The organism is Streptomyces antibioticus, assembly GCF_002019855.1.
GTDB lineage: Bacteria > Actinomycetota > Actinomycetes > Streptomycetales > Streptomycetaceae > Streptomyces > Streptomyces antibioticus_B.
Window position 1 is genome coordinate 7,674,490 of the sequence record NZ_CM007717.1, and the last position, 20,820, is coordinate 7,695,309.

Genomic DNA, 20,820 nt, shown 5'->3' on the forward strand with positions numbered 1-20,820 from the left:
GTCACGCTCCCTTGCGCATGCCGCGAAGCTGCACGACGTAGGCGATCACCATCGTGATCAGGCCCATGATGATCGCCACCGTCGCGGAGTAGTTGTGCTGCTGGCCGTTGAACGACAGCGAGTACGTGTAGAAGTTGGGGGTGTAGTCCGTGGTGATCGCGTTGCGGGCCAGCGGGCGCAGGATGCTCGGCTCGTTGAAGAGCTGGAAGCTGCCGATGATGGAGAAGATCGTCGCGATGACCAGGGCGCCCCGGATCGCGGGCAGCTTGATCGCGGTGATCACCCGGAACTGTCCGGCGCCGTCGATCTCCGCCGCCTCGTACAGCGAGTGCGGGACCACGCGCAGCGCGGAGTAGAAGATCAGCATGTTGTAGCCGACGAACTCCCAGGTCACGATGTTGCCGATGGACGCGAGGACCAGGTCGGGGGAGAGCGGGTCGGGCAGCGTGACCCCGAAGGCGCCGTTGATGTCGCCCACCAGGCCGTACTTCGTGCCGTACATGAAGCCCCACATCAGGGTGGCGACCACGGCGGGCACCGCGTACGGCAGGAAGATCGTGATGCGGAAGAAGCTCTTGCCGTAGAGGCGTCCGCTGTCCAGGGCCAGGGCCGCCAGCAGGGCGATGCCGAGCATGATCGGCACCTGGATCAGCAGGAAGAGGGTCACCCGGCCGAGGGAGTCCCAGAACCGCTCGTCCTTCAGCGCCTGCGTGTAGTTGTCCAGGCCGACGAACGTGGTGCCGCCGATGAGCTGGTCACGGAAGAGGCTGAGATAGATCGAGTACGCGATCGGGGCCAGGAAGACCAGCGCGAACACGGCCACGAAGGGGCCGATGAACCCCCATCCGGTCCACGAGCGGCGGTCCCGTCGCGCCGGAGGCGGTGCGGGCCGCGGCTCGGCGGCGGCCGGCGGTTGCAGCGTCGTCATGTCGGTCCTCGCTAGAGAAGTCCTGGAACCGGGCGGTGCCGCGCTCTGCTGTCGAGCGCTGCGCCGCACCCATGATGTTTACGCAAACATCAGTCACGCAAGAAGCGGGACCGAGCTGTTATGTTTACGTAAACATCTGATGGCGGCATGTCTACACTGCCCTGATGACGGTGGTCAAGGGTCGTCTACGGTGCCGTGACACCCGCCCGGACAGCGCGGACAGAGAGGTGGGGACGCCCGGTGGACATGGCTGAAACAGCCCAGGCCAGGGGAAAGAGACGCTCGCGGACCACCGCTTCCATGGCCGACGTGGCCCGGCTCGCGGGGGTCTCCTCACAGACCGTCTCGCGGGTCTCCAACGGTTACGCGGGCGTGAACGAGGAGACCCGGGAACAGGTCCTCGCCGCCATGAAGGAGCTGGGATACCGCCCCAACAGCGCCGCCCGCGCCCTCAAGCGTGGCGAGTTCCGCACCATCGGTGTGATCACCTTCTCGCTCTCCAGCACCGGCAACGTCCGCACCCTGGAGGCGATCGCCACCTCCGCCGCCGCCGAGGGCTACGCCGTGACCCTGCTGCCGGTCGCCGTCCCCACCCAGGACGAGGTGCGCGGCGCGTTCACCCGGCTCGAGGAGCTGGCCGTCGACGCGGTCATCGTCATCATGGAGGTGCACCTCCTGGACGCCGCGACCATCATGCTCCCGCCCTACGTACAGGTCCTGGTCGTCGACTCCGACGCCGGGGACCACTACACGGTCGTCGACACCGACCAGGCCGGCGGCAGCCGGACCGCCGTCGAGCATCTGCTCGGCCTCGGCCACGAGACCGTATGGCATCTGGGCGGACCCGAGGACTCCTTCGCCGCGCAGCGCCGCACCGACGCGTGGCGCGCCGCGCTCACCGAGGCGGGCCGCACCCCGCCGCCCCTGATCCGCGGCGACTGGTCCGCCGAGTCCGGCTACCGGGCCGGCCTCGAACTCGCCGCCCACGAGGACTGCACGGCCGTCTTCGCCGCCAACGACCAGATGGCCCTCGGCCTGCTGCGCGCCCTGCACGAACGGGGCCGGCGGGTACCGGAGGACGTCAGCGTCATCGGCTTCGACGACATACCCGAGTCCGGCTCCTTCCTGCCCCCGCTCACCACGGTCCACCAGGACTTCGCCGAGGTCGGCCGCCTCTGCGTCCAGGCGGTGCTCCGCAAGATGCGCCAGGACGACCCGGAACACGGCACGACGCTGGTTCCGACGCGGTTGGTCATGCGGGCGAGTACGGCGCCGCCGGGCGGGAGGGCGAGCTGAGGGCTGGGGGTTTGTGCGGACGGTGGCTTCGAGGGCTTGGCCGAGTCCGGTCCGCTGTGCGTGCAGGGGGTGTCGCGGGGGTGCGGCAGGGCGGTCCTGTGCGCGGTGGGGTGCTCGTCCCGGGGCGGCTGGTCGTGCGGGAGGGGCGGGGCTGAGGGCCGGCGGTCTGTGTGGGCGTGGCTGCGTGGGCTCGGTTGCGGCCGGTCGGTTGTGCGCAGGGGGTCTCGCGGGGTGCGGCAGGGCGATCCCGTGCCCGGGCAGGGCGCTCGTCCCGGGGCGGCCGGTCGTGCGGGAGAGTGCGGCGTCCGATGTGAGAGCGGGTCCGACCGTGTGGGCCCGGCCCGGAGGGGTGTACGTGGCCGGGTGGTCGTGTGTCCGTCGGCGGCGTGCCCGGTGGGGCCGGTGCCGGGCTCAGACCGGGAGGCGTTCGCCGACCGCTCGGGCCGCGGTGCGCCAGGCCGTCGTGACCGCGTGGCGGGCGAAGGCCGTGCCCCGGTCGGTTTCCGTCGGCAGGCGGAGGGGGGCGCCGAGGTGGACGTGGCAGTGTGGGCGCCGGACCGGGGCGGTGAGCGTGCCGGCCAACTGCTTCGCCGCCGAGCCCGACGCGATCCGCCGGGCGCCCGCGTGCCCCACCGGGACCACCATCGCGCCGGACGTCCGGGCCAGCCGGGCCAGTCCCGTGCGGAACGGCTCCGGCGGCGCCGCGCCCGCGTCCCTGCGGCTCGGCAGCCTCCCCTCGCCGTACAGCAGCACGTGCCGGCCGCCGGCCAGCGCCTCGGCGGCGGCGTCCAGCGCCAGCGCCGCCTGGGCCGTCCCCCGCCGGACGGGGATGTGCCCGGCCCGGGTCAGCGCCCGCCCGAACCCGGGGATCCGCCACAGCCCGGCGGCGGCCAGCACGACCGGCTCCAGGTCGTAGCGGCGCAGCGCGGCCATGACGACCGCCGGGTCCGCGAGGGAGTCGTGGTTGGCGACGAAGATGCTCCCCGCGGGCAGCCGCAGAGTGATCTCACTCGTGGTGGTGAGCCGGCCGAAGAACGGAGTCAGGGCGACGACGGTACGGCTGAACACGTGCGGACCTCCCCGGAAACGCTGAACGCTGGTGTGCGCACAGTCTCGCCGCCGCGGGCGCCGTACCGCCTGAGTACGGATACTCATACCGTGCGGGGCAAGGGAGTTCGCGCCCCGGCGGGGGAAGATGAACCACGCAAGCCCCCTGCACACCCCACGCAAGCCACAGGTCAACCGACACGGAGGAGCGGGCACATGCAGCACGAGCGAGCGGGTCGGACGGCCGGCCCCGAGGACCTCGTCGACGTCGCCCGGCTGGTCACCGCGTACTACGCCCTGCACCCGGACCCGTCCGACCCCGCGCAGCGCGTCACGTTCGGCACCTCGGGGCACCGCGGCTCGTCCCTCGACACCGCGTTCAACGAGGACCACATCGCCGCCACCAGCCAGGCCATCTGCGAGTACCGCGCCGCCCAGGGCATCGACGGCCCGCTCTTCCTCGGCGCCGACAGCCACGCCCTGTCCGAGCCCGCCCGGGTCACCGCGCTGGAGGTGTTCGCGGCCAACGACGTCACCGTGCTCCTGGACAGCGCCGACGGCTACACCCCCACCCCGGCCGTCTCGCACGCCATCCTCACTTACAACCGCGGCCGCACCACCGGCCTCGCGGACGGCGTCGTCGTCACCCCCTCGCACAACCCGCCCCGCGACGGCGGCTTCAAGTACAACCCGCCCAGCGGCGGCCCGGCCGGCTCCGACGCCACCTCCTGGATCCAGGACCGGGCGAACGACGTGATCGCCGCGGGCCTCAAGGACGTCCGCCGCCTCCCGTACACCCGGGCGCTCACCGCCGCCACGACCGGCCGCCACGACTTCCTCGGCGCCTACGTCACCGACCTCCCGAACGTCCTGGACCTGGACGCGATCCGGGCCGCCGGGGTACGCATCGGCGCCGACCCGCTGGGCGGCGCCTCGGTCGCCTACTGGGGCCGGATCGCCGAGCAGCACCGCCTCGACCTGACCGTGGTGAACCCGCTCACCGACCCCACCTGGCGGTTCATGACGCTCGACTGGGACGGCAAGATCCGCATGGACTGCTCCTCGCCGTACGCGATGGCCTCGCTCATCGAGCGCCGGGACCGCTTCGACATCGCCACCGGCAACGACGCCGACGCCGACCGGCACGGCATCGTCACCCCCGACGGGGGCCTGATGAACCCCAACCACTACCTGGCCACCGCCATCGCCTACCTCTACAGCCACCGCGAGCAGTGGCCGGCCGCGGCGGGTGTCGGCAAGACGCTGGTGTCCTCCTCGATGATCGACCGGGTCGCCGCCGACCTCGGCCGCCCGCTCGTCGAGGTGCCCGTCGGCTTCAAGTGGTTCGTGGACGGCCTGGTCGACGGTTCTCTCGGCTTCGGCGGCGAGGAGTCGGCCGGCGCCTCCTTCCTGCGCCGCGACGGCTCCGTGTGGACCACCGACAAGGACGGCATCATCCTGGCGCTGCTCGCCTCCGAGATCACCGCGGTGACCGGCAGGACGCCCTCGCAGCACTACGCCGCCCTGACCGACCGGTTCGGCTCACCGGCCTACGCCCGCATCGACGCCCCCGCGACCCGCGAGGAGAAGGCGCTGCTGGCCAGGCTCTCGCCCGCGCAGGTCACCGCCGACACCCTGGCCGGGGAGCCGGTCACCGGCGTCCTCACCGAGGCCCCGGGCAACGGCGCGGCCATCGGCGGCATCAAGGTGACCACCGCCAACGCCTGGTTCGCGGCCCGGCCGTCGGGCACCGAGGACGTCTACAAGATCTACGGCGAGTCGTTCCTCGGCGCCGACCATCTGCGCCGGGTCCAGGAGGAGGCGAAGGACGTGGTGATGCGGGCGCTGGGCGGCTGACGCACGACGGGGACCGCGGGGCCGCTCGCCGAGGGGGCGTCCCCCGTTCTCGTTGTGGTCCTCTCAGGTGTGAACGCGAGGTTTGTCGAGTTTCATAGAGGTCTGTCGAGAGTCGAGCGTGCTGTCGGAAAGGCCCCCCGTGTCCCGCAAGCGCCCCCCGGACGAAAGCGACGAGCTGCTCGCCCGGCTCGGTTCGCTGACCGCCCAGGCGCGCGAGCGCGCGGAGCTGCAACGCTCACGCGTCGAACTGGCCCTCGCCCTCCAGCGCGGCATGCTGCCCAGGGACCTGCCCGTCGCCGAAGGCTTCCGGCTGGCCGTCCGCTACGCCCCCGCCTGCTACGGCCTCAACGTCGGCGGCGACTGGTACGACGTCTTCACCATGCCCGACGGACGGATCGGTCTGTCCATCGGGGACGTCCAGGGCCACAACATCGAGGCGACCGCGTTCATGGGCCAGGTGCGGGTCGGTCTGCGCGCCCTCGCCTCCGTCACCGGCGAACCCGGCGACCTCCTCGCCCGCACCAACGACCTGCTGCTCTCCCTCGGCGGCGACCTCTTCGCCACCTGCACCTTCATGCGGCTCGACCCCGCCACCGGCGTCCTGGAGAGCGCCCGCGCCGGACACATCCCGTGCGTCTGGGCGACCGCGGACGGCAAGTCCGGCATAGCCGAGGACGAGGGCGGCCCGCCGCTCGGCGTCGCCGCGGGCATCGACTACCCCGTCACCCGCTACCGGCTGACCAAGGGCGGGGTGTTCGTGCTGCTCACCGACGGGGTGGTGGAGGGACCGTCGATGTCCGTGGACGAGGGCCTCGACCAGGTCGTACGGCTGGCCGGCATCGCCGCCGTGGCCGGACTGGAGGCCGGCGCGCTCGCCTCCGCCGTGATCAAGGGCGCCGAGCGGGTCGGCCACGAGGACGACGCGGCGGTCCTCGTCGTCGGACACGACGGACCGCTCACCGGACCGCCCCGGATTCAGCCATAGGGCCGGACGGCGGGCCCCTCACCTCGCCGCGGCGGACGGAGCGGTGTCTGATGGCTGCTGTGGTGGGTACCCCGGAATCGGAGCTGCGGCGGACGGCGCTCTACGCCGTCCAGGTGCTCGCGGTCGCCGTCTGCTACTACGGGGCCGGGCGCCTGGGACTGATGCGTCAGCTCACGGTCGAGGGCGCGGTGTTCACCCCCATCTGGCCGCCCACCGGAGTGGCGGTCGCCTGTCTGCTGATCTTCGGACTCCGGGTCTGGCCCGGCATCTCCCTCGGCGTCCTCCTCGTCCTTCTGACGATCACCACACTGCGGCCCCTGGGGCTGGTGACCGTGGTCGGCAACACGCTCGCCCCCGTCTGCGCCTGCCTCATGCTGCGCAAGGTGGGCTTCCGCACCGACCTCGCCCGGTTACGCGACGGCCTCGCCCTGGTCTTCCTGGGCGCCCTCACCGCCATGCTGATCAGCTCCGGCATCGGCGTGGGCCTCCTGGTGTACGGCGACCGGCTGGACGCGGACAGCTTCTGGCCGGTGTTCCTGGCCTGGTGGGTCGGGGACGCGATGGGCGTCCTGATCGTCACCCCGGTGCTGCTCCTGCTCCACCGGGCGCAGCGGGCGCTGCATCTGGCCCGCTGGAAGGAGGCCGTCGGGCTCGCGCTCATCTGCCTGGCCGTCGTCCCGCTCGCCACCCGCAGCCCCGTCAGCGTGCTCTTCCTCGTCTACCCGCTGCTGATCTGGGCGGCGCTCCGCTTCGAGCTGGCCGGCAGCATGCTGTGCGCGCTCTTCACCTCGGTCATGGCCACGCTCGCCGCCACGGACCACGTGGGGCCGTTCGCCCGGCTGACGCGGGTCGAGGTGATGGTCAAGCTCCAGGCGTTCAACGGCACCATGGCGCTGACCGCGCTGCTGCTGTCCGCCGTGATCATGGAACAGCGCAACACCCGCCGCTCCGTGGAGAGCGCCTGCCAGGAACTGGTCGAGGTCCTCGAACACCTCACCGCCGGCGACAACCGCCCCGCCCCCTACGACCCCCTCTCCCACGGCCGCGACGACTGACCGTCCGGCGGTTCACCCGTGCCCGTGAGCCTTCGGCTGAACGTTCACATCACCGGGTTTCCCGGTTCCGGAGCGCACCCCACGCTTCTCCCGGACCATGGAAAAACCATGATCACGCCGCTCTCACCACCGACACCGGCCCGACCCACCCAGGGGCACGGGGAACCGCGCGAGCAACCCCCACGCACCCGCACGCAGACAACCACCCGCACCCGACACCACCCCCCAGACCCAGGCCATGTCGCCCAAACTCCGCCCCGCGCGACCCCAGGAGCCACCCCGCCATGACCGCCCCCGCACCCCGAATCGACATCGTCCACCCCACCGACCTGACGGACACCGACCTCGCCCTGTGGAACGACCTCCGCACCACCGCCGCGACAGCCAGCGCGGCCAACCCTTTCATGAGCGCGGAGTTCAGCCAGGCAGTCGGCCGGGTCCGCTCGGACACCCGCGTCGCGGTCCTGCGCCGCAGAGGCAAACCCGTCGGCTACTTCCCCTACCAGCGCGGCCGATGGGGCTGCGGCCGCGCCGTCGGCCTGGGCGTCTCCGACTGCCAGGGGGCCGTCCTCCCGCCCGGCCTGCACCTGGACCCGCACCACCTGATGCGGGCCTGCTCCCTGAACGCCTGGGAGTTCAACCACCTGGAGAGCGGCCAGGACCTCTTCCTGCCGTACGCCACCGCCCAGTTCGCCTCCCCCGTCGTGGACCTCACCGGCGGCTTCACCGCCTACGAGGACCACCTGCGCGCCCACGCCCGCGGCTTCTGGAAGGCGGCCCGGTCCCAGGAACGCCGGATGACCCGCAACCTCGGCCCGCTGCGCTTCGTCTTCGACGACCCGGACCCCGCCGCCCTGCGCGCCCTGATCGCCTGGAAGTCGGCCCACTACCGCCGCACCGGCCGCCGCGACCCCTTCTCCCAGCCCTGGATCGCCCGGCTGGTCGACCTGCTCTCCGCGACCGCCGCCCCGGACTGCACGGGCACCCTGTCGGTCCTCTACGCCGCGGACCGCCCCGTCGCCGCCCACTTCGGCCTGCGCTCCCGCACCGTCCTGTCCTGCTGGTTCCCCTCGTACGACCTCGCCGTGGCGACGTACTCACCCGGCCGTGTCCTCTATCTGCGCATGATCGAGGCCGCCGCCGGGGCCGGCATCGACCTCGTGGACTTCGGCCGAGGCGAGGCGGCGTACAAGAACTCCTTCAAGACGGGCGATCTGCTCGTCCACGAGGGCGCCCTGCGCACGGCGGGCCCCGGCGCCGCCCTGCACTGGCTGCGCCGTGAGCCGATGCGGGCCGCCCACCGGCTGGTGCGGGACCATCCGGCCCTCAAGAGCGCGGCCGTACGGACCCTGAGGACCGTGGGCACGATCCGCGCCCGCTGACCGGACCGACCGCCGCAGCTCCTTGTACTGCAACCGGGGGAGGCGGGGCGAGGCGGTGGCCGTCCCGCCCCGGCGCACACCGCATCCTGCAACCTGACCTCCGACGAGGCCGCACCGCCCCGCCCCTCCCAGCGCGGTCCCCGCACCGCCCGGACCCTACGGAGAACCATGGCCGCCCCCGGTCCCGAGGCCCGCGCCACCGCACTGCTGCGCCGACCCCACCTGTGGCTCGTCCCCACCGTCCTGACCGGACTGCTCACCCTGCTGCTGTCCCTCCTCTACATGGGCGGCATCGTCAACCCCAACGGCGACCTGCGCGATCTGCCCATCGCCCTGGTCAACGGCGACACCGGCGAACCGCCCGCCGGACAGCGGCAGAACGTCGGCACGCGGATCGCCGAAGCCATCGCCGCCGACACGGCCGGCGGCAAGGCCGACTGGCGCACCCTCACCCGCGCCGAGGCGCAGGAACAGCTCGACTCCGGCCGGGTCTACGGCGCCCTCGTCATCCCGCCCGGCTTCACCGACTCGGTCACGGCGCTGACCACCACCGGCGCCACCGCCCGGCCGACGATGACGGTGCTCACCAACCCCGGCAAGGGCAGCCTCGGCTCCTCCCTGGCGAGCCAGATCTCCACCGCGGCGGCCCGGCAGGCGTCCGCCGGCCTCGGCGAACAGCTCACCGCGGCCGCCGGCTCGGCCGACTCCACCATCAAGGTGCTGCTCGCCGACCCGGTGGAGATCGTCACCGAGGTCGGGCACCCCATCGGCAGCCACAGCGGCCTGGGCCTGTCCGCCTTCTACTACACGCTGCTGCTCGTCCTGGCCGGCTTCATGGGCGGCAACGTCATCAGCAACGGCGTCGACACCGCCCTCGGCTACGCCGACAACGAGATCGGCCCCTGGCACACCCGCCGCCCGACCGTGCCCATCAACCGCACCCAGACCCTGCTGCTGAAGATGGCGATGACGGCGGGCATCACCCTCGTCAGCGTCTCCCTCGTCATGCTGGCCTGCGTCACGATCCTCGGCATGGACGCCACCCATCTGCCCCTGCTGTGGGTGTACTCGTACTGCGCGGCGCTCGCCGTCGGCCTCGGCGTGCAGGCCATCAACGCCGCGTTCGGCGGGATCGGCCAACTGGTCTCCATGTTCGTCTTCATCGTCCTGGGCCTGCCCTCCTCCGGGGCCACCGTCCCGCTCCAGGCGGTGCCCGCGTTCTACCGCTTCCTGTCCTACTTCGAGCCGATGCGCCAGCTCAGCGACGGCGTCCGGGCCATCCTCTTCTTCGACGCCCGCGGCGACGCCGGCCTCACCCGCTCCTGGATCATGATCGCCATCGGCACGGTCCTCGCGTTCGCCTTCGGTTTCGCGATGACCGGCTACTACGACAGGAAGGGCCACAAGCGCCTCACCCCCCAGCCCGCGTGACGGTCAGGAGCGGGCGGGCTGATCGGCTATCAGGAGCGTGACCCCGGCGGGGCGGAAACCCAGTCGGGCGTAGAGACGGGCGACGGATTCCGCGGCGTAGGCCAGGAACACGGTGGTCACACCGTGCTCCCGGGCGTCGACGGCCAGGGCTGTCGTGACCGCGGCGGCCAGCCCCTGCCGACGGGCCGTGGGCAGGGTGCCCACGCCGCCGATCTCGGTAGCGCCGCCCGCCGGATGGAAGTGGCCGGCGGCCAGCGGGACGCCGTCCGGCCCGAAGGCGGCGAGCAGCCGCTTGTGCCCGGCGCGCAGGGTCGGCCGTACCGCCTCGACGGTGCCGTCCGCGACCACGCCCTCGGCGGCCGCCGCCAACTCCCGCGCACCGGCCGTGCCGTCCGGGCCGAAGGCCAGCCGGGGCAGCGCGAGGACGGCGGGCAGGGCCGGATCGTCGGCCTCCACCGCACGGACGGACACCCCGGCCGGCAGCGCCCGCGGCGCCAGGGGCAGCCCCGGGTCCAGCACCATCAACGGCCGCTCCGCCACGGTCAGTCCGGCGGCCCCGACCCGTTCCCGCAGATCCGGCGCGGCCTCGGCCAGCCACTCGAACGCCTCCGGTACCCCCAGCTCCCGCTGCCGGGCCCGCACCCGCGCGATGTCACCGTCGGCCACACCGCCCGCCCCGCCGGGCTGGGCGTGCCCCGGCCCGCCGTAGTACGGCGCACCCGGCTCCTTCCGCACGAACAGCCGCAGCGTGCCGTACTCCTCGGCATCGGCGAACAGCAGCGGAACGGTGGCGTAGTACCGCTCGATCCGGGCGAGCAGGGAGCCGTCGCCGCTCATCCGGCCCCACCCTCCACGCCGTCGCCGCTCGCGGCGAACAGCCCCTCGTAGTAGCCGGTGTCGATGGCCGGGTTGCCCAGCGTCGCCCAGAACCGGTCGTCCGGGACGGGCGGCAGGGGCGGGCCGCCGAGGTCGGAGTGCAGCTCCTCCCGCCAGTCCGGGTTCAGCCGGCCCCGGATCGTCGCGCTCTTCGCCAGCGCGGCGTACGGCGATCCGCACACGGTGACCACCAGGGCCTGCGCGGCCCACTCCCGGTAGCTGTCCCGCTGTGCCCCCGCCGCGGCGATCACGCCGCGCAGCCTGAGGCCGAGCGGCTCGTCCTGAGCGAGAGCCACGGACTCGCCCCGCCCGCCCGCGTCCAGGGCAGCCGCGACCTCCGGATACTTGGCGAGGCCGGTCTCCACGGCCAGTCTGCGCATCTGCCGCCACGCCGCGACCGTGACCTGCTCCCGGGACGTCGAGGCGATCAGCGCGCCGAGTTCCTCGAGCCCGAACAGCGGTCCGGGCCGCAGCGCCTCCGTCGGCCCGGCCGGCCACTCCAGCGGCGCGAGGTCCGCGGCCGCCGTCGGCAGCGGATCCCCGGCGTCGCCCCAGTCCGGGCGGCCGGTCGCCGCCCACTCCCAGATCAGACGGCCGTTGAACGTCACCGCACCCGCGACCGGCCCGCGCTCCAACTGGTCGGCCACCCCCTCCAGATACCCGCCCAGCGAATCGGCCCGGCCGAAGTCGGTGCCGGTCTCGTCGAAGAACCGCCCGATCGCGCCGAGGGAGTCACCGGGACGGCAGTCGACGGTGAGACCGTCGGCGGTGACCCCGTACGACCCGAACTGCACATAGCCGGGAAGCCAGTAGAACTCGGCGCTCTCCTCGTCCAGATCGGCGGCGGCCGTCCGCAGGAACTCGGTCGCCGCCACGATCTCCCGCACCCCGAGCAGCCGGTCACCCGTCGGCAGCCGGAACGCCTCCGTCCCCTCCGCCGCCCCGTCGTGCCGCCGCAACGACGCGACCAGGTCGGCCGGGAACACCAGCCCGAGGTCCGCCTCCGCCGCCCGTATCTCCGCCTCCGCCGCAGGCGCGCCGAGGGAAGCGAACGTGCGCGGCGCATGCACCCGCAGCCAGGCGTCGATACGGTCCCACGAGGCCGCGACCAGGTCTGTCGTCATGCACCCGAACATACGGGCAGCCACTGACAACGGACCTGACGGGGCCCGGACCGCGCGCACGGCAGGCTAATTCCGCGGCGATTCCGAGGCGATTTCGAGGCTAAATCCGGGGTGGAACATTGCTAGTCTCCGGGGAGGAGGTGGCCTGTGGCGACGGAGGAAGAGCTGTTCGCGGCCGTGGACGAACTGCTCGCGGGCGAACCCGATCTGCCGGACCCCGAGGAGCGGGGTCGGCTGCGGGAGGCGGCCGGGGTGACCCAGGCCCGGCTCGCCGCGGCACTGCGGACCACCCCGCAGACGGTGAAGAACTGGGAGAACGGCCGCTCCGAACCACGCCCGCCGCGCCGCCAGGCGTATCTGCGCCTGCTGGAGGGCTGGGCGGCCAAGTACCCGGATCCGGCGGCGCCGGCGACGGAGGAGCCCGAACCGCCGGACGCTGTGACGGAACCGGAAGCGGAAGCGGCAGTGAGTCCCGAGCCGCCGGAACCCGTCCGCGGCTCACCCCGCCCCGCCACCCGCCGCCCCCCGGCCCCGCGTCGCGCCGCCGCGCCCGCCCTCGCCTCCGATCCCCATTTCACCAACGGCCCCCTGGCCGTCGTCGACGGGGACGGTACGGCGTACTGCCTGGGCGGTGTGCTGCTGGAGTGCCCCGCGACGACCCTGCCGCAGCTCGTGGAGTGGACCCTGGCCGAGGCCGGGATCGGGGCGCCGCGGCTGCACCGGCACGGCAAGGACTCCGACCCGCTCGTCGTGCTGACGGCGTCCGCCGCCGCCCGGTTCGGGCTGCCGGAACGGCTGGAGGACCGCCGGGGTCTGCGGCTCGCCCCGGACCATCCCGTCGTCAAGCAGTTGACGCGCGCCAAGTGGCAGCTCACGCAGCGAGGGTTCGGACCGTGGGCGCGGATCTACCGGCCCGCGCAGAACGGCCGGCGGCAGTGCGTGCAGCTCGCGGTCCTGCCCTGGGAGGCCCTGGACCCCCGGGCCTGGGGGGACGCGGACCGGCTGCACCCGGCCGATCTGGCCCGCGTCCTCGGCGTGTTCGCGTCCCGGGTGCTGACCCCGCGCGGTTCGTCGGCCGTGACCGGCCTGGAGCTGATGACCGCGCTGCGGCCGCCGACCCGCCCGGTCCGGGACGAGGCGACCGGCGCGTGGGTGTCGGGGCCGAACCCGGGTGCGCTCACCCGGCCGGTGGACCCGGCGCCGCCGGAGGCGCCCGTCGAGCATCCCGTCGCACAGGGCTGGCAGGGCGGCTTCCTCGACGAGGAGGCGTGGCAGTGGACGCGGACGGCGGATCTGCTGTCGGACGAGGAGTGCCTGCTGCCGTGGGCGGTGGGCATCGACATCAACACGGCCTTCCTCGCCGCCGCGTCCCGGCTTCCGGTCGGTCTGTCGGAGCCGGTGCACGTCACCGCGCCCGTCTTCGACAAGAAGGTTCCCGGTTCGTGGCTGGTGGACCTCTCCGGCGTCGAACTCGACCCGCGGCTGCCCAACCCCTTCACCCCGACCGGCCTGCGCCCCGAGGGTCCGGCCTGGTACAGCACGCCGACGCTGGCCTACGCCGAGGAACTCGGCTGCGCCGTCCGCCCGTCGGAGGCGTACGTACGGCAGGAGAGCGGCGCCTATCTGGACCCCTGGCACGACCGGCTCAAGGACGCGTATCTCACCACCAGCGCGGACATGGGCGTCCCCGTCGCCAAGGACGCCGATCCGGCCGCGTACCTCGACGCGATGGCGGTGCACCGGACGTACGCGGCCGCCGACGAGGACGACCTCGACGCGCTGCGGGACGCCCTGCGCCGGCTGCCCCTGCACCACGCCCGTCCCGTCGAGGCGGACGACGCGCGGCTCGTCGCCGCCGTACGAAGGCACCGGCAGGGCGCGATGGTGCTGTCGGCGATCAAGGCGACCGTCAAGGGCGGCATCGGCAAGCTCAGGGAACGGCCGCAGGGCCACACCTACCGGGACGGCGCGCGCTGGCCCGCCCTCGAACGTCCCACCTGGAGCCCGCACATCCGCGCGGCCGTCATCGCCAAGGCGCGCGTGAACATGCACCGCAAGATGGCCCGGCTCGCCGCCCTGACCGGCCGCCACCCGCTGGCGGTACTCTCCGACTGCGTCGTCTACGCCGCCCCCGGCGCCTCCCCGCTGGACCTTCTGCCGGTGAACGCCGACGGCAGCCCGGTGCACGGCACGTTCCGGGTCGGCGTGGGCCCCGGGCAGTGCAAACTCGAGGGCGTCCAGGAGACGGCCTGGGCCGTGGACCTCCTCGAACAGGGACACAACCCGGCCCGCCACATCAAGGGCGGCGACGCCGTCGTCGACGAAGGGGAGTGACCGGTGGCGGGAGAGATCGACGACGCCCTCGAGCGCGGCGGCCGGGCCCATGTCACCAAGCCGCCGCCCAAGACCGCGCCCGCGCAGATCCGGCTGCTGCTGCGGGCGGAGAAGGGCTCCACGAAGGCGGTGGCGCGCCGCCTCGGCATCTCCCAGCGGCAGGTGGAACGCTATCTGGCCGGCACGGCCAAGCACCCGCGTCCGGCCCTGCGCCGGGCCCTGGAACGCGAGGTCGCCAAAGCCTGGCAGCCACGGGTCCGGCAGCGCGCCCGCAAGAACGCCGCCGCCCGCACCGGCATCACGATCGAGACCCGCGCCCGCTTCGGCTACAGCGCCCCCGTCGGCACCACCGACGACCCCCGCATGCGCCGCCTCACCGTCCACCTGCCCCCGGAGTACGCCCGCCGTCTCTTCGACGCCGCCCGAGCCGGCGCGGAGGACGCCCAGTTGCGGGGCATCGTCGCCGAGGGCCTGCGCGACATCTACTTCCGGGACGGCGGCCACCGCGCCGCCGCCCTGGACGTGTCCCTCACCGACATCGACTACTTCGACGTCTCCTTCTGATCCGCGTCCGCTCCGGGGCGGGGTGGGATGATCGGCCGCATGGCACTGCGACCCGTTCACGTGAACCTGAAGGCTCTCGACGCGGCGGTGGTCGGGCGGTTCTGGGGGGAGGCGCTCGGGTGGACCGTGTTCCAGCCCGGTGTGACCGCCTATGTGGGGCCGGGGGAGGTGTTCGTGTGGCCGGATCCGGTGGTGCTCGGGATCGATGTCGTGCCGGTTCCGGGGGCCAAGTCGGCGGTGAAGAACCGTACGCATCTCGATCTCGCCAGCAACTCCCTAGCGCATCAGGAGGAGTTGGTCGCGCGGCTGAAGGCGCTGGGCGCGACGGCCGTGGACGTGGGGCAGGGGGACGTGCCGTGGGTGGTGCTCGCCGATCCCGAGGGCAACGAGTTCTGTGTGCTGGAGCCCCGGGAGGTCTACCGGGACACCGGGCCGATCGCCGCGGTGGTCGTGGACTGCGAGGAGCCGCGGGAGATGGCGCGGTTCTGGGGCGCGGCGACCGACTGGACCGTGCACGAGGTGAACGACCGGCAGGCGGTGCTGCGGTCCGCGTCGGGCGGCGGACCGTATCTGGAGTTCCTGCGCACGCCCGGCGCGAAGACCGTGCCGGACCGCGTCCATCTCGATCTGTTGCCGTACCCCGGTGACGACAAGGCGGCGGAGGTGGCCCGGCTGCGCGCCCTCGGTGCCGTCGACCTCGACCTCGGCCAGGGGGACGTCCCGTGGACGTGCCTGGCCGACCCCGAGGGGCACGAGTTCTGCGTACTGGCCCTGTCCTGAGGACGCTCCTCGTACCGGTGTCCGAGGTCTCGGCTAGTCTCGGCTCATCCTCGGCCGGACGACGTCTTCGCCCCGGGGACGTGCTGGGGTACGGCAGAGGGAGCCACGACGCATGGAACTGCCCGGTTACGAGATCCAGGGTGTCCTGGGCCAGGGCGGATTCGCCACGGTCTACCGGGCCCGGCAGCTCGCCGTGGGCCGGGAGGTCGCGCTCAAGGTGGACGGCAGGCTGCTCGCCACCCCGCGCGACCGGCAGCGCTTCCTGCGCGAGGTCACGGCGGCCGGACAGCTCTCCGGACACCCGCACGTGGTGCCCGTGTACGACGCGGGGGTGCTGCCCGACAACCGCCCCTACATGGTGCTGGAGCTGTGCCCCGGCGGCTCCCTGGGCGAGCGGCTGGTCCGGCAGGGCCCGCTGCCGCCGAAGGAGGCCCGCGACATCGGCGTCGGCCTCGCGGACGCGGTGGCCGCCGCGCACGCCTCCGGTGTGCTGCACCGCGACATCAAGCCCGGCAACATCATGGTCAACCGGTACGGCGGGATCGCCCTCACCGACTTCGGGCTCGCGGCGATGCCCCGGCCCGGCCAGGAACTCTCCGTCACCCGGGAGGCGTTGACCCCCGCCTACGCCCCGCCCGAGGCGTTCCGCGGCGCGGACCCGACCCCCGCCGGGGACGTGTACTCGCTCGCCGCCACCGTCTACGCCCTGCTGTCCGGCCGCCCGCCGCACCACCCGGACGACGGCACCCACCTCAGCATCGCCGAACTCATCGTCCGGCACACCTGGCCCTACCCCGCCCTCCCCGGCGTACCGGCCGCCCTGAACGAGACCTTGCGGCAGGCCATGGCCCCCGAGCCCGCCGAGCGGCTCTCGGACGCGGGCGCCTTCCGTGACGCCCTCGCGGCCGTCGACCTCGCCGATCCGGGCGGCTTCGGACCCGCGCCCGGCATGAACACCCTGGCGACCGTGCCCGCCTATCGGGACGCGGCGCCCCTGACCGTGCCTCCCGCGCCCGTGATCGCCCCCGCCCCGCCGGACCGGCCGGGCGGCGGGGCGACGACCGCGCCCGTCGCGCCCGGTGGCGGGCGGGCCGGACGGTCCCGGTCCCTGCTGATCGGGGCGCTGGCGGTCGTCACGGTGTCGGTGAGCGTCACGGTCACCGTCCTGACGTACGGCAACGGACGGCAGCCGGACGGCGGCCGCGACACCGACGCCCGCTCGGGCGCCTCGTCCTCGGCCTCCGCCACGCCGTCCGCCGGACCCGGCTTCGGCGTCGCCACCACGACGGAGGACTGCGCCGCCACGGCCGTCGACGGGCTCGGCGGCCGGTGCACCGCCACCCCCGAGTGCTGGAGCGGCATCACCGACATCTCCGGGATCATCACCGTCAGCCGCGCCGACTGCCAGGCCGAGCACGTGTGGGAGACCTTCGCCATCGCGCCGCTCCCCAAGGACGGCCAGACGAACAACGCACGGGACCTCGTCAAGCACCCGGACGTCAAGACGCTCTGCTCCCAGACCGTCATGGCCGACTCCCTGAGCGCCGACGGCCGTACTCTCGCCCGTACATGGGACGTCGACGTCATCCCGCCCACCGCTTCCGAATGGGACAAGGGCCTGCGCGTCTACCGCTGTGTGGCGGCGGCCGAGACCGACAACGGCCGCAAGACCGGCAGCCAGTTCGCCGTACCGTCCTGACCGCGACGCACGCCCGCCGTGCCTCGGCTCAGTCCGTGGGCCAGGTGTGCGCCGGGGCGTTGAGGTGCATGTAGTCGACGTACAGCTCGGTCATCCGGCGCAGCGCCTCGTGCGGATCCGCGTGGCTCTCGGTGAGCCGGTGGAAGATCTCCTTCTGCCAGACCGCGCCGTTGCGGGCGGTGACACAGCGCTGCTCGATGACACCGAGGAGCGGCTCGCGCCAGGCGTCGTCCATCCCGGTCAGCTCAAGTCCCCGGTGCGCGAGGGGAAGCAGCCGGCGCAGGACGAGTTCGGGCACCGGCACCTCGCCCATGCCCGGCCAGTACAGCTCGGCGTCGATGCCGTTGCGGGCGGCGGTGTGCAGATTGTCCTCGGCGGCCTGGAAGGACATCCGCGACCACACCGGCCGCTCCTCGTCCACCAGGGCGCGGGTGAGGCCGTAGTAGAAGGCGCCGTTGGCGAGCGTGTCGGCGACCGTCGGGCCGGCCGGGAGGCAGCGGTTCTCCACCCGGACGTGCGGAGTGCCGTTCGCGACGGCGTAGACGGGCCGGTTCCAGCGGTAGATCGTGCCGTTGTGCAGGGTGAGTTCGCCCAGCTCGGGGATGTCGCCGCGCTCCAGCGTCCGGACCGGGTCCTCCTCGTCGCAGAGCGGCAGCAGGGCGGGGAAGTAGCGCAGGTTCTCCTCGAAGAGGTCGAACACGCTGTTGATCCACCGTTCCCCGAACCACACCCGGGGCCGTACGCCCTGCACCTTGATCTCCTGCGGGCGGGTGTCGGTGGCCTGCTCGAACAGCGGGATCCGGGTCTCGTGCCACAGCTCCTTGCCGAACAGGAAGGGCGAGTTGGCCGCCAGCGCCACCTGGACTCCCGCGATCGCCTGCGCCGCGTTCCAGTAGCGCGGGAACTCCTGCGGGGAGACCTGGAGATGGAACTGCGTACTGGTGCACGCGGCCTCGGGCGTGATCGTGTCGGCGTACGTCCGCAGCCGGTCGGGGCCGTCGATGTCGAGCCGCAGATCCTCGCCCCGCGCCGCGAACACCTGGTCGTTGAGCAGCCGGTAGCGCGCGTTCTCCGACAGCGCCGACTCACCGACGTGCTCCTGCCGCAGCGTGGGCAGGATGCCGACCATGATCAGATGCGCGCCGACCGAGCGGGCGCGTTCGTCGGCGTGGTTGAGCGAGGCGCGGATCGCCGACTCCCAGGCGTCAGGACCGCCCTCCGTCAGCCGTCGCGGCGGCACGTTGATCTCCAGGTTGAACCGGCCCAGCTCGGTGTCCCAGGCGGGGTCCGCGATCGCCTCCAGCACCTCGGTGTTGCGCATCGCCGGCTCGGCGCGGTCGTCGACCAGGTTCAGCTCGATCTCCAGACCCACCTGGGGCCGCTCGGCCTCGAACCGTGACTCGCGCAGCATCTGCGCGAACACCTCGAGGCACTCCTGCATCTTGATCCGGTACCGGCGGCGGTCCTCGCGGGTGAAGACCAGCGCCGGGACATCGCGTCCCATCTGCCCTCCCGTACCGTCGGCCCGCCCGGCTCGTCGCTTCCGGACGCATGTCCCTCCAGCGTCGCACCACCGGCGGCACCCGACCACGCGGGACGGCCGCACGCTGCCCTGTGGTCAACGGCCGATCGCTTTCCGTGACGGGATCCCGGCGGGCGTGCGGGTCGGCGCGGCGCGGTGGAATGCGACGGGGTTCCGGCGTGCGGGCCGGCGCGGCGCGGTGGAACCTGAGGGGCATGGGGCGCGAGCGCGCCGGGGACGGCGGAGCACAGGACGTGGAGCGGCTCCTCGACGACCTCTACACGACCCCGCCGCCCGGGTTCGTCACCCGCCGCGCGGAGCTGGCCCTGACGGCCGGGAGCGCCGGGAACGCGGCGGACGCCCGGCGGATCCGCGCCGCCCGCCGCCCCACGCTCGCCGCCTGGGCGGCCAACCTGCTGCTGCGCGCCGCCCCGGAGGAGAGCCGACGGTTCCTGGAACTGGGCGAGGCGCTGCGGGAGGCGTTCCGGACTCTCGACGCGAACGAGGTCAAAGACCTGTCCGACCGGCGCCGGAGTGTCGTCGCCGCGCTCACCCGGCAGGCCGTCGCCCTCGCCGAGCAGGCCGGGCAGCGGCTGTCGGACAGCGCACGGCAGGACGTCGAGTCCACGCTGCGTGCCGTGCTCGCCGACCGGGAAGCGGCGGAGCGGTGGGCGACCGGGCGCCTCGAACATCCCCTCACGCCGCCGACGGAGTTCGGCGAGGAGACGGGGGCGCCATCTGCCGGGTCCCACGCGCGGGGCGAACTCGCCGACCGGCGCCGACGGCGGGAGGCCGAGCAGCGGCACCGGCTGGAGGAGGCCCGGCGGGAGGCCGCGGCGGCGGACCGGCGTCTGCGTGACCGGCGTACCGAACAGGCCGTGTCCGACGAGGAGTTGACGCGAGCGCGCGCGGACCACGACCGCGCCGCCGCAGAGGTGTCCGAGGCCGAACGACGCCTGGACCAGGCCCGGTCGAGGCTACGGCTCGCCGAGGAGGAGCGGCGCACGGCGGAGGAACGGCAGCGCGCCGCCGCCGATGCCGTGAGCGAGGCGGAGGAGCACGCGCAGTCCGCCGCCCGCGAGGTCGAGCGCCTGACCCCTCCCTCCTCCACCTGATCGGCCGAGCCCCGCAGGCGAGGGAGTGAAGCGGCTGGGGTCTGGGGACGATACGGGGGCACACGACCGGTACCGGGGGATCGGACCGCGTGTGTGACGCGCCGCACCGAGGAGGGGAGCCGAGGGATGGCGGAAGAGCAGGAGAGCCCGCCGACGGTGAGGCCGGCGGGGGCGGAGGACGCCTGGCGGATCCTGGACACCGTCCGGGACCTGTCCAAACACGCCGAGGCGAAGGCCGGTACGACGCTCGCGGCGTCCGGCGTGCTGGCCGGCGTCCTGTACAGCCTGGTCACCACGGGCGACGCCGACTCGCCGTGGTTCGTCGTCGCCGTGGCGGTCACCGCCGTCTGCACGGTGGCGGCCGGCCTCACCGCCGGCCTGGTGCTCTGGCCGCGCCAGCGGATCGCCGAGGACACGCTCCCCACCAGCCTGCTGTTCTACGAGCACATCGGCCGGGAGTTCGCCACGCGTCACGCCGACTACCGCGACCGGCTGCGCGCCCTGCTGCGGGACGAGGAGGCGTTGGTGACCACCCTGGCCGAACAGATCTGGGCCACCGCACATGTGACACGCACCAAGTACCGGTGGGTGGGCCGCAGTATCGCCCTGCTGCTGGTCGCACTGGCGGCCCTGGCGGTGTCGGCGGCGCTGAGCGCGGCCGAGACGATGCGCTGACAGGCACGAAGGGCGACCGCGTGGACCGCACCCCACCGCACGACCCCCACTCCGCATTCGACACCGCGACCCGACTGGGCTCCGGGGAGGACCGGATCTGCCGGCCGCGCACCGGGTGGGTGATGCGCGCCTTACGCCGCCCCGTGGACC

At 73.3% G+C, this 20,820-nt stretch carries 17 protein-coding genes; 12 read left to right on the forward strand and 5 right to left on the reverse strand.

Annotation, left to right across the window (positions count from 1 at the left end):
- Position 1 precedes the first annotated feature (1 nt).
- Entirely contained in the window at positions 2–928 is a 927-nt protein-coding gene (locus tag AFM16_RS34755) for a carbohydrate ABC transporter permease (protein WP_078636331.1), read from the reverse strand.
- A gap of 246 nt (positions 929–1,174) precedes the next feature.
- On the opposite strand from AFM16_RS34755, the gene AFM16_RS34760 reads away from it, so the two are divergent.
- Positions 1,175–2,224, forward strand: a complete 1,050-nt coding sequence (locus tag AFM16_RS34760) for a LacI family DNA-binding transcriptional regulator (RefSeq protein ID WP_078637191.1) — start codon at positions 1,175–1,177, stop codon at positions 2,222–2,224.
- 411 nt (positions 2,225–2,635) lie between these two features.
- Here the strand turns inward: AFM16_RS34760 and AFM16_RS34765 are convergent, their stop codons facing one another.
- Positions 2,636–3,292, reverse strand: coding sequence for a lysophospholipid acyltransferase family protein (locus AFM16_RS34765; protein WP_030783148.1), 657 nt, complete (start codon positions 3,290–3,292; stop codon positions 2,636–2,638).
- 195 nt (positions 3,293–3,487) lie between these two features.
- On the opposite strand from AFM16_RS34765, the gene pgm reads away from it, so the two are divergent.
- From pgm to AFM16_RS34790, 5 genes are all read left to right on the forward strand, one after another.
- On the forward strand, positions 3,488–5,128 hold the full coding sequence (gene pgm, locus AFM16_RS34770) for a phosphoglucomutase (alpha-D-glucose-1,6-bisphosphate-dependent) (RefSeq protein ID WP_030783145.1): 1,641 nt from the start codon (positions 3,488–3,490) through the stop codon (positions 5,126–5,128).
- Positions 5,129–5,267: 139 nt separating this feature from the next.
- Positions 5,268–6,113: a PP2C family protein-serine/threonine phosphatase gene (locus AFM16_RS34775; RefSeq protein ID WP_078636333.1), complete on the forward strand. Its 846-nt coding sequence runs from the start codon at positions 5,268–5,270 to the stop codon at positions 6,111–6,113.
- Between the two features lie 50 nt (positions 6,114–6,163).
- Complete coding sequence (locus AFM16_RS34780) at positions 6,164–7,168, forward strand: MASE1 domain-containing protein (RefSeq protein ID WP_030783137.1); 1,005 nt, start codon at positions 6,164–6,166, stop codon at positions 7,166–7,168.
- A 284-nt stretch (positions 7,169–7,452) separates the two neighbouring features.
- Positions 7,453–8,550, forward strand: a complete 1,098-nt coding sequence (locus tag AFM16_RS34785) for a GNAT family N-acetyltransferase (protein ID WP_078636335.1) — start codon at positions 7,453–7,455, stop codon at positions 8,548–8,550.
- 168 nt (positions 8,551–8,718) lie between these two features.
- Positions 8,719–9,981 carry a YhgE/Pip domain-containing protein gene (locus tag AFM16_RS34790; protein WP_078636336.1) on the forward strand — a complete coding sequence of 421 codons (1,263 nt, stop codon included), beginning with the start codon at positions 8,719–8,721 and terminating at the stop codon, positions 9,979–9,981.
- Between the two features lie 3 nt (positions 9,982–9,984).
- Here the strand turns inward: AFM16_RS34790 and AFM16_RS34795 are convergent, their stop codons facing one another.
- Entirely contained in the window at positions 9,985–10,818 is an 834-nt protein-coding gene (locus AFM16_RS34795) for a GNAT family N-acetyltransferase (protein ID WP_078636337.1), read from the reverse strand.
- Positions 10,815–11,981, reverse strand: a complete 1,167-nt coding sequence (locus AFM16_RS34800; RefSeq protein WP_078636338.1) for an SMI1/KNR4 family protein — start codon at positions 11,979–11,981, stop codon at positions 10,815–10,817. The genes AFM16_RS34795 and AFM16_RS34800 overlap by 4 nt, the downstream gene beginning before the upstream one ends.
- A 147-nt stretch (positions 11,982–12,128) precedes the next feature.
- On the opposite strand from AFM16_RS34800, the gene tap reads away from it, so the two are divergent.
- The 4 genes from tap (at position 12,129) to AFM16_RS34820 (ending at position 17,358) form a co-directional block, all read left to right on the forward strand.
- Complete coding sequence (gene tap, locus AFM16_RS34805) at positions 12,129–14,315, forward strand: telomere-associated protein Tap (protein WP_078636339.1); 2,187 nt, start codon at positions 12,129–12,131, stop codon at positions 14,313–14,315.
- A 3-nt stretch (positions 14,316–14,318) separates the two neighbouring features.
- Positions 14,319–14,879: a telomere-protecting terminal protein Tpg gene (tpg, locus tag AFM16_RS34810; protein ID WP_030783117.1), complete on the forward strand. Its 561-nt coding sequence runs from the start codon at positions 14,319–14,321 to the stop codon at positions 14,877–14,879.
- 39 nt (positions 14,880–14,918) lie between these two features.
- Positions 14,919–15,659 (forward strand): VOC family protein, encoded by a 741-nt coding sequence (locus AFM16_RS34815; protein WP_030783115.1) that lies wholly within the window; start codon positions 14,919–14,921, stop codon positions 15,657–15,659.
- Positions 15,660–15,771: 112 nt separating this feature from the next.
- On the forward strand, positions 15,772–17,358 hold the full coding sequence (locus AFM16_RS34820) for a serine/threonine-protein kinase (protein WP_078636340.1): 1,587 nt from the start codon (positions 15,772–15,774) through the stop codon (positions 17,356–17,358).
- A 28-nt stretch (positions 17,359–17,386) separates the two neighbouring features.
- Here the strand turns inward: AFM16_RS34820 and AFM16_RS34825 are convergent, their stop codons facing one another.
- On the reverse strand, positions 17,387–18,862 hold the full coding sequence (locus tag AFM16_RS34825) for a glutamate-cysteine ligase family protein (protein ID WP_078636341.1): 1,476 nt from the start codon (positions 18,860–18,862) through the stop codon (positions 17,387–17,389).
- Positions 18,863–19,095: 233 nt separating this feature from the next.
- Here AFM16_RS34825 and AFM16_RS34830 point away from each other — a divergent pair, with 233 nt between their 5' ends.
- A complete protein-coding gene (locus tag AFM16_RS34830; RefSeq protein ID WP_078636342.1) occupies positions 19,096–19,995 on the forward strand; it encodes a hypothetical protein in 900 nt (299 codons plus the stop codon).
- Between the two features lie 126 nt (positions 19,996–20,121).
- Positions 20,122–20,670: a Pycsar system effector family protein gene (locus AFM16_RS34835; protein WP_030783104.1), complete on the forward strand. Its 549-nt coding sequence runs from the start codon at positions 20,122–20,124 to the stop codon at positions 20,668–20,670.
- The last annotated feature ends 150 nt before the right edge of the window (positions 20,671–20,820 follow it).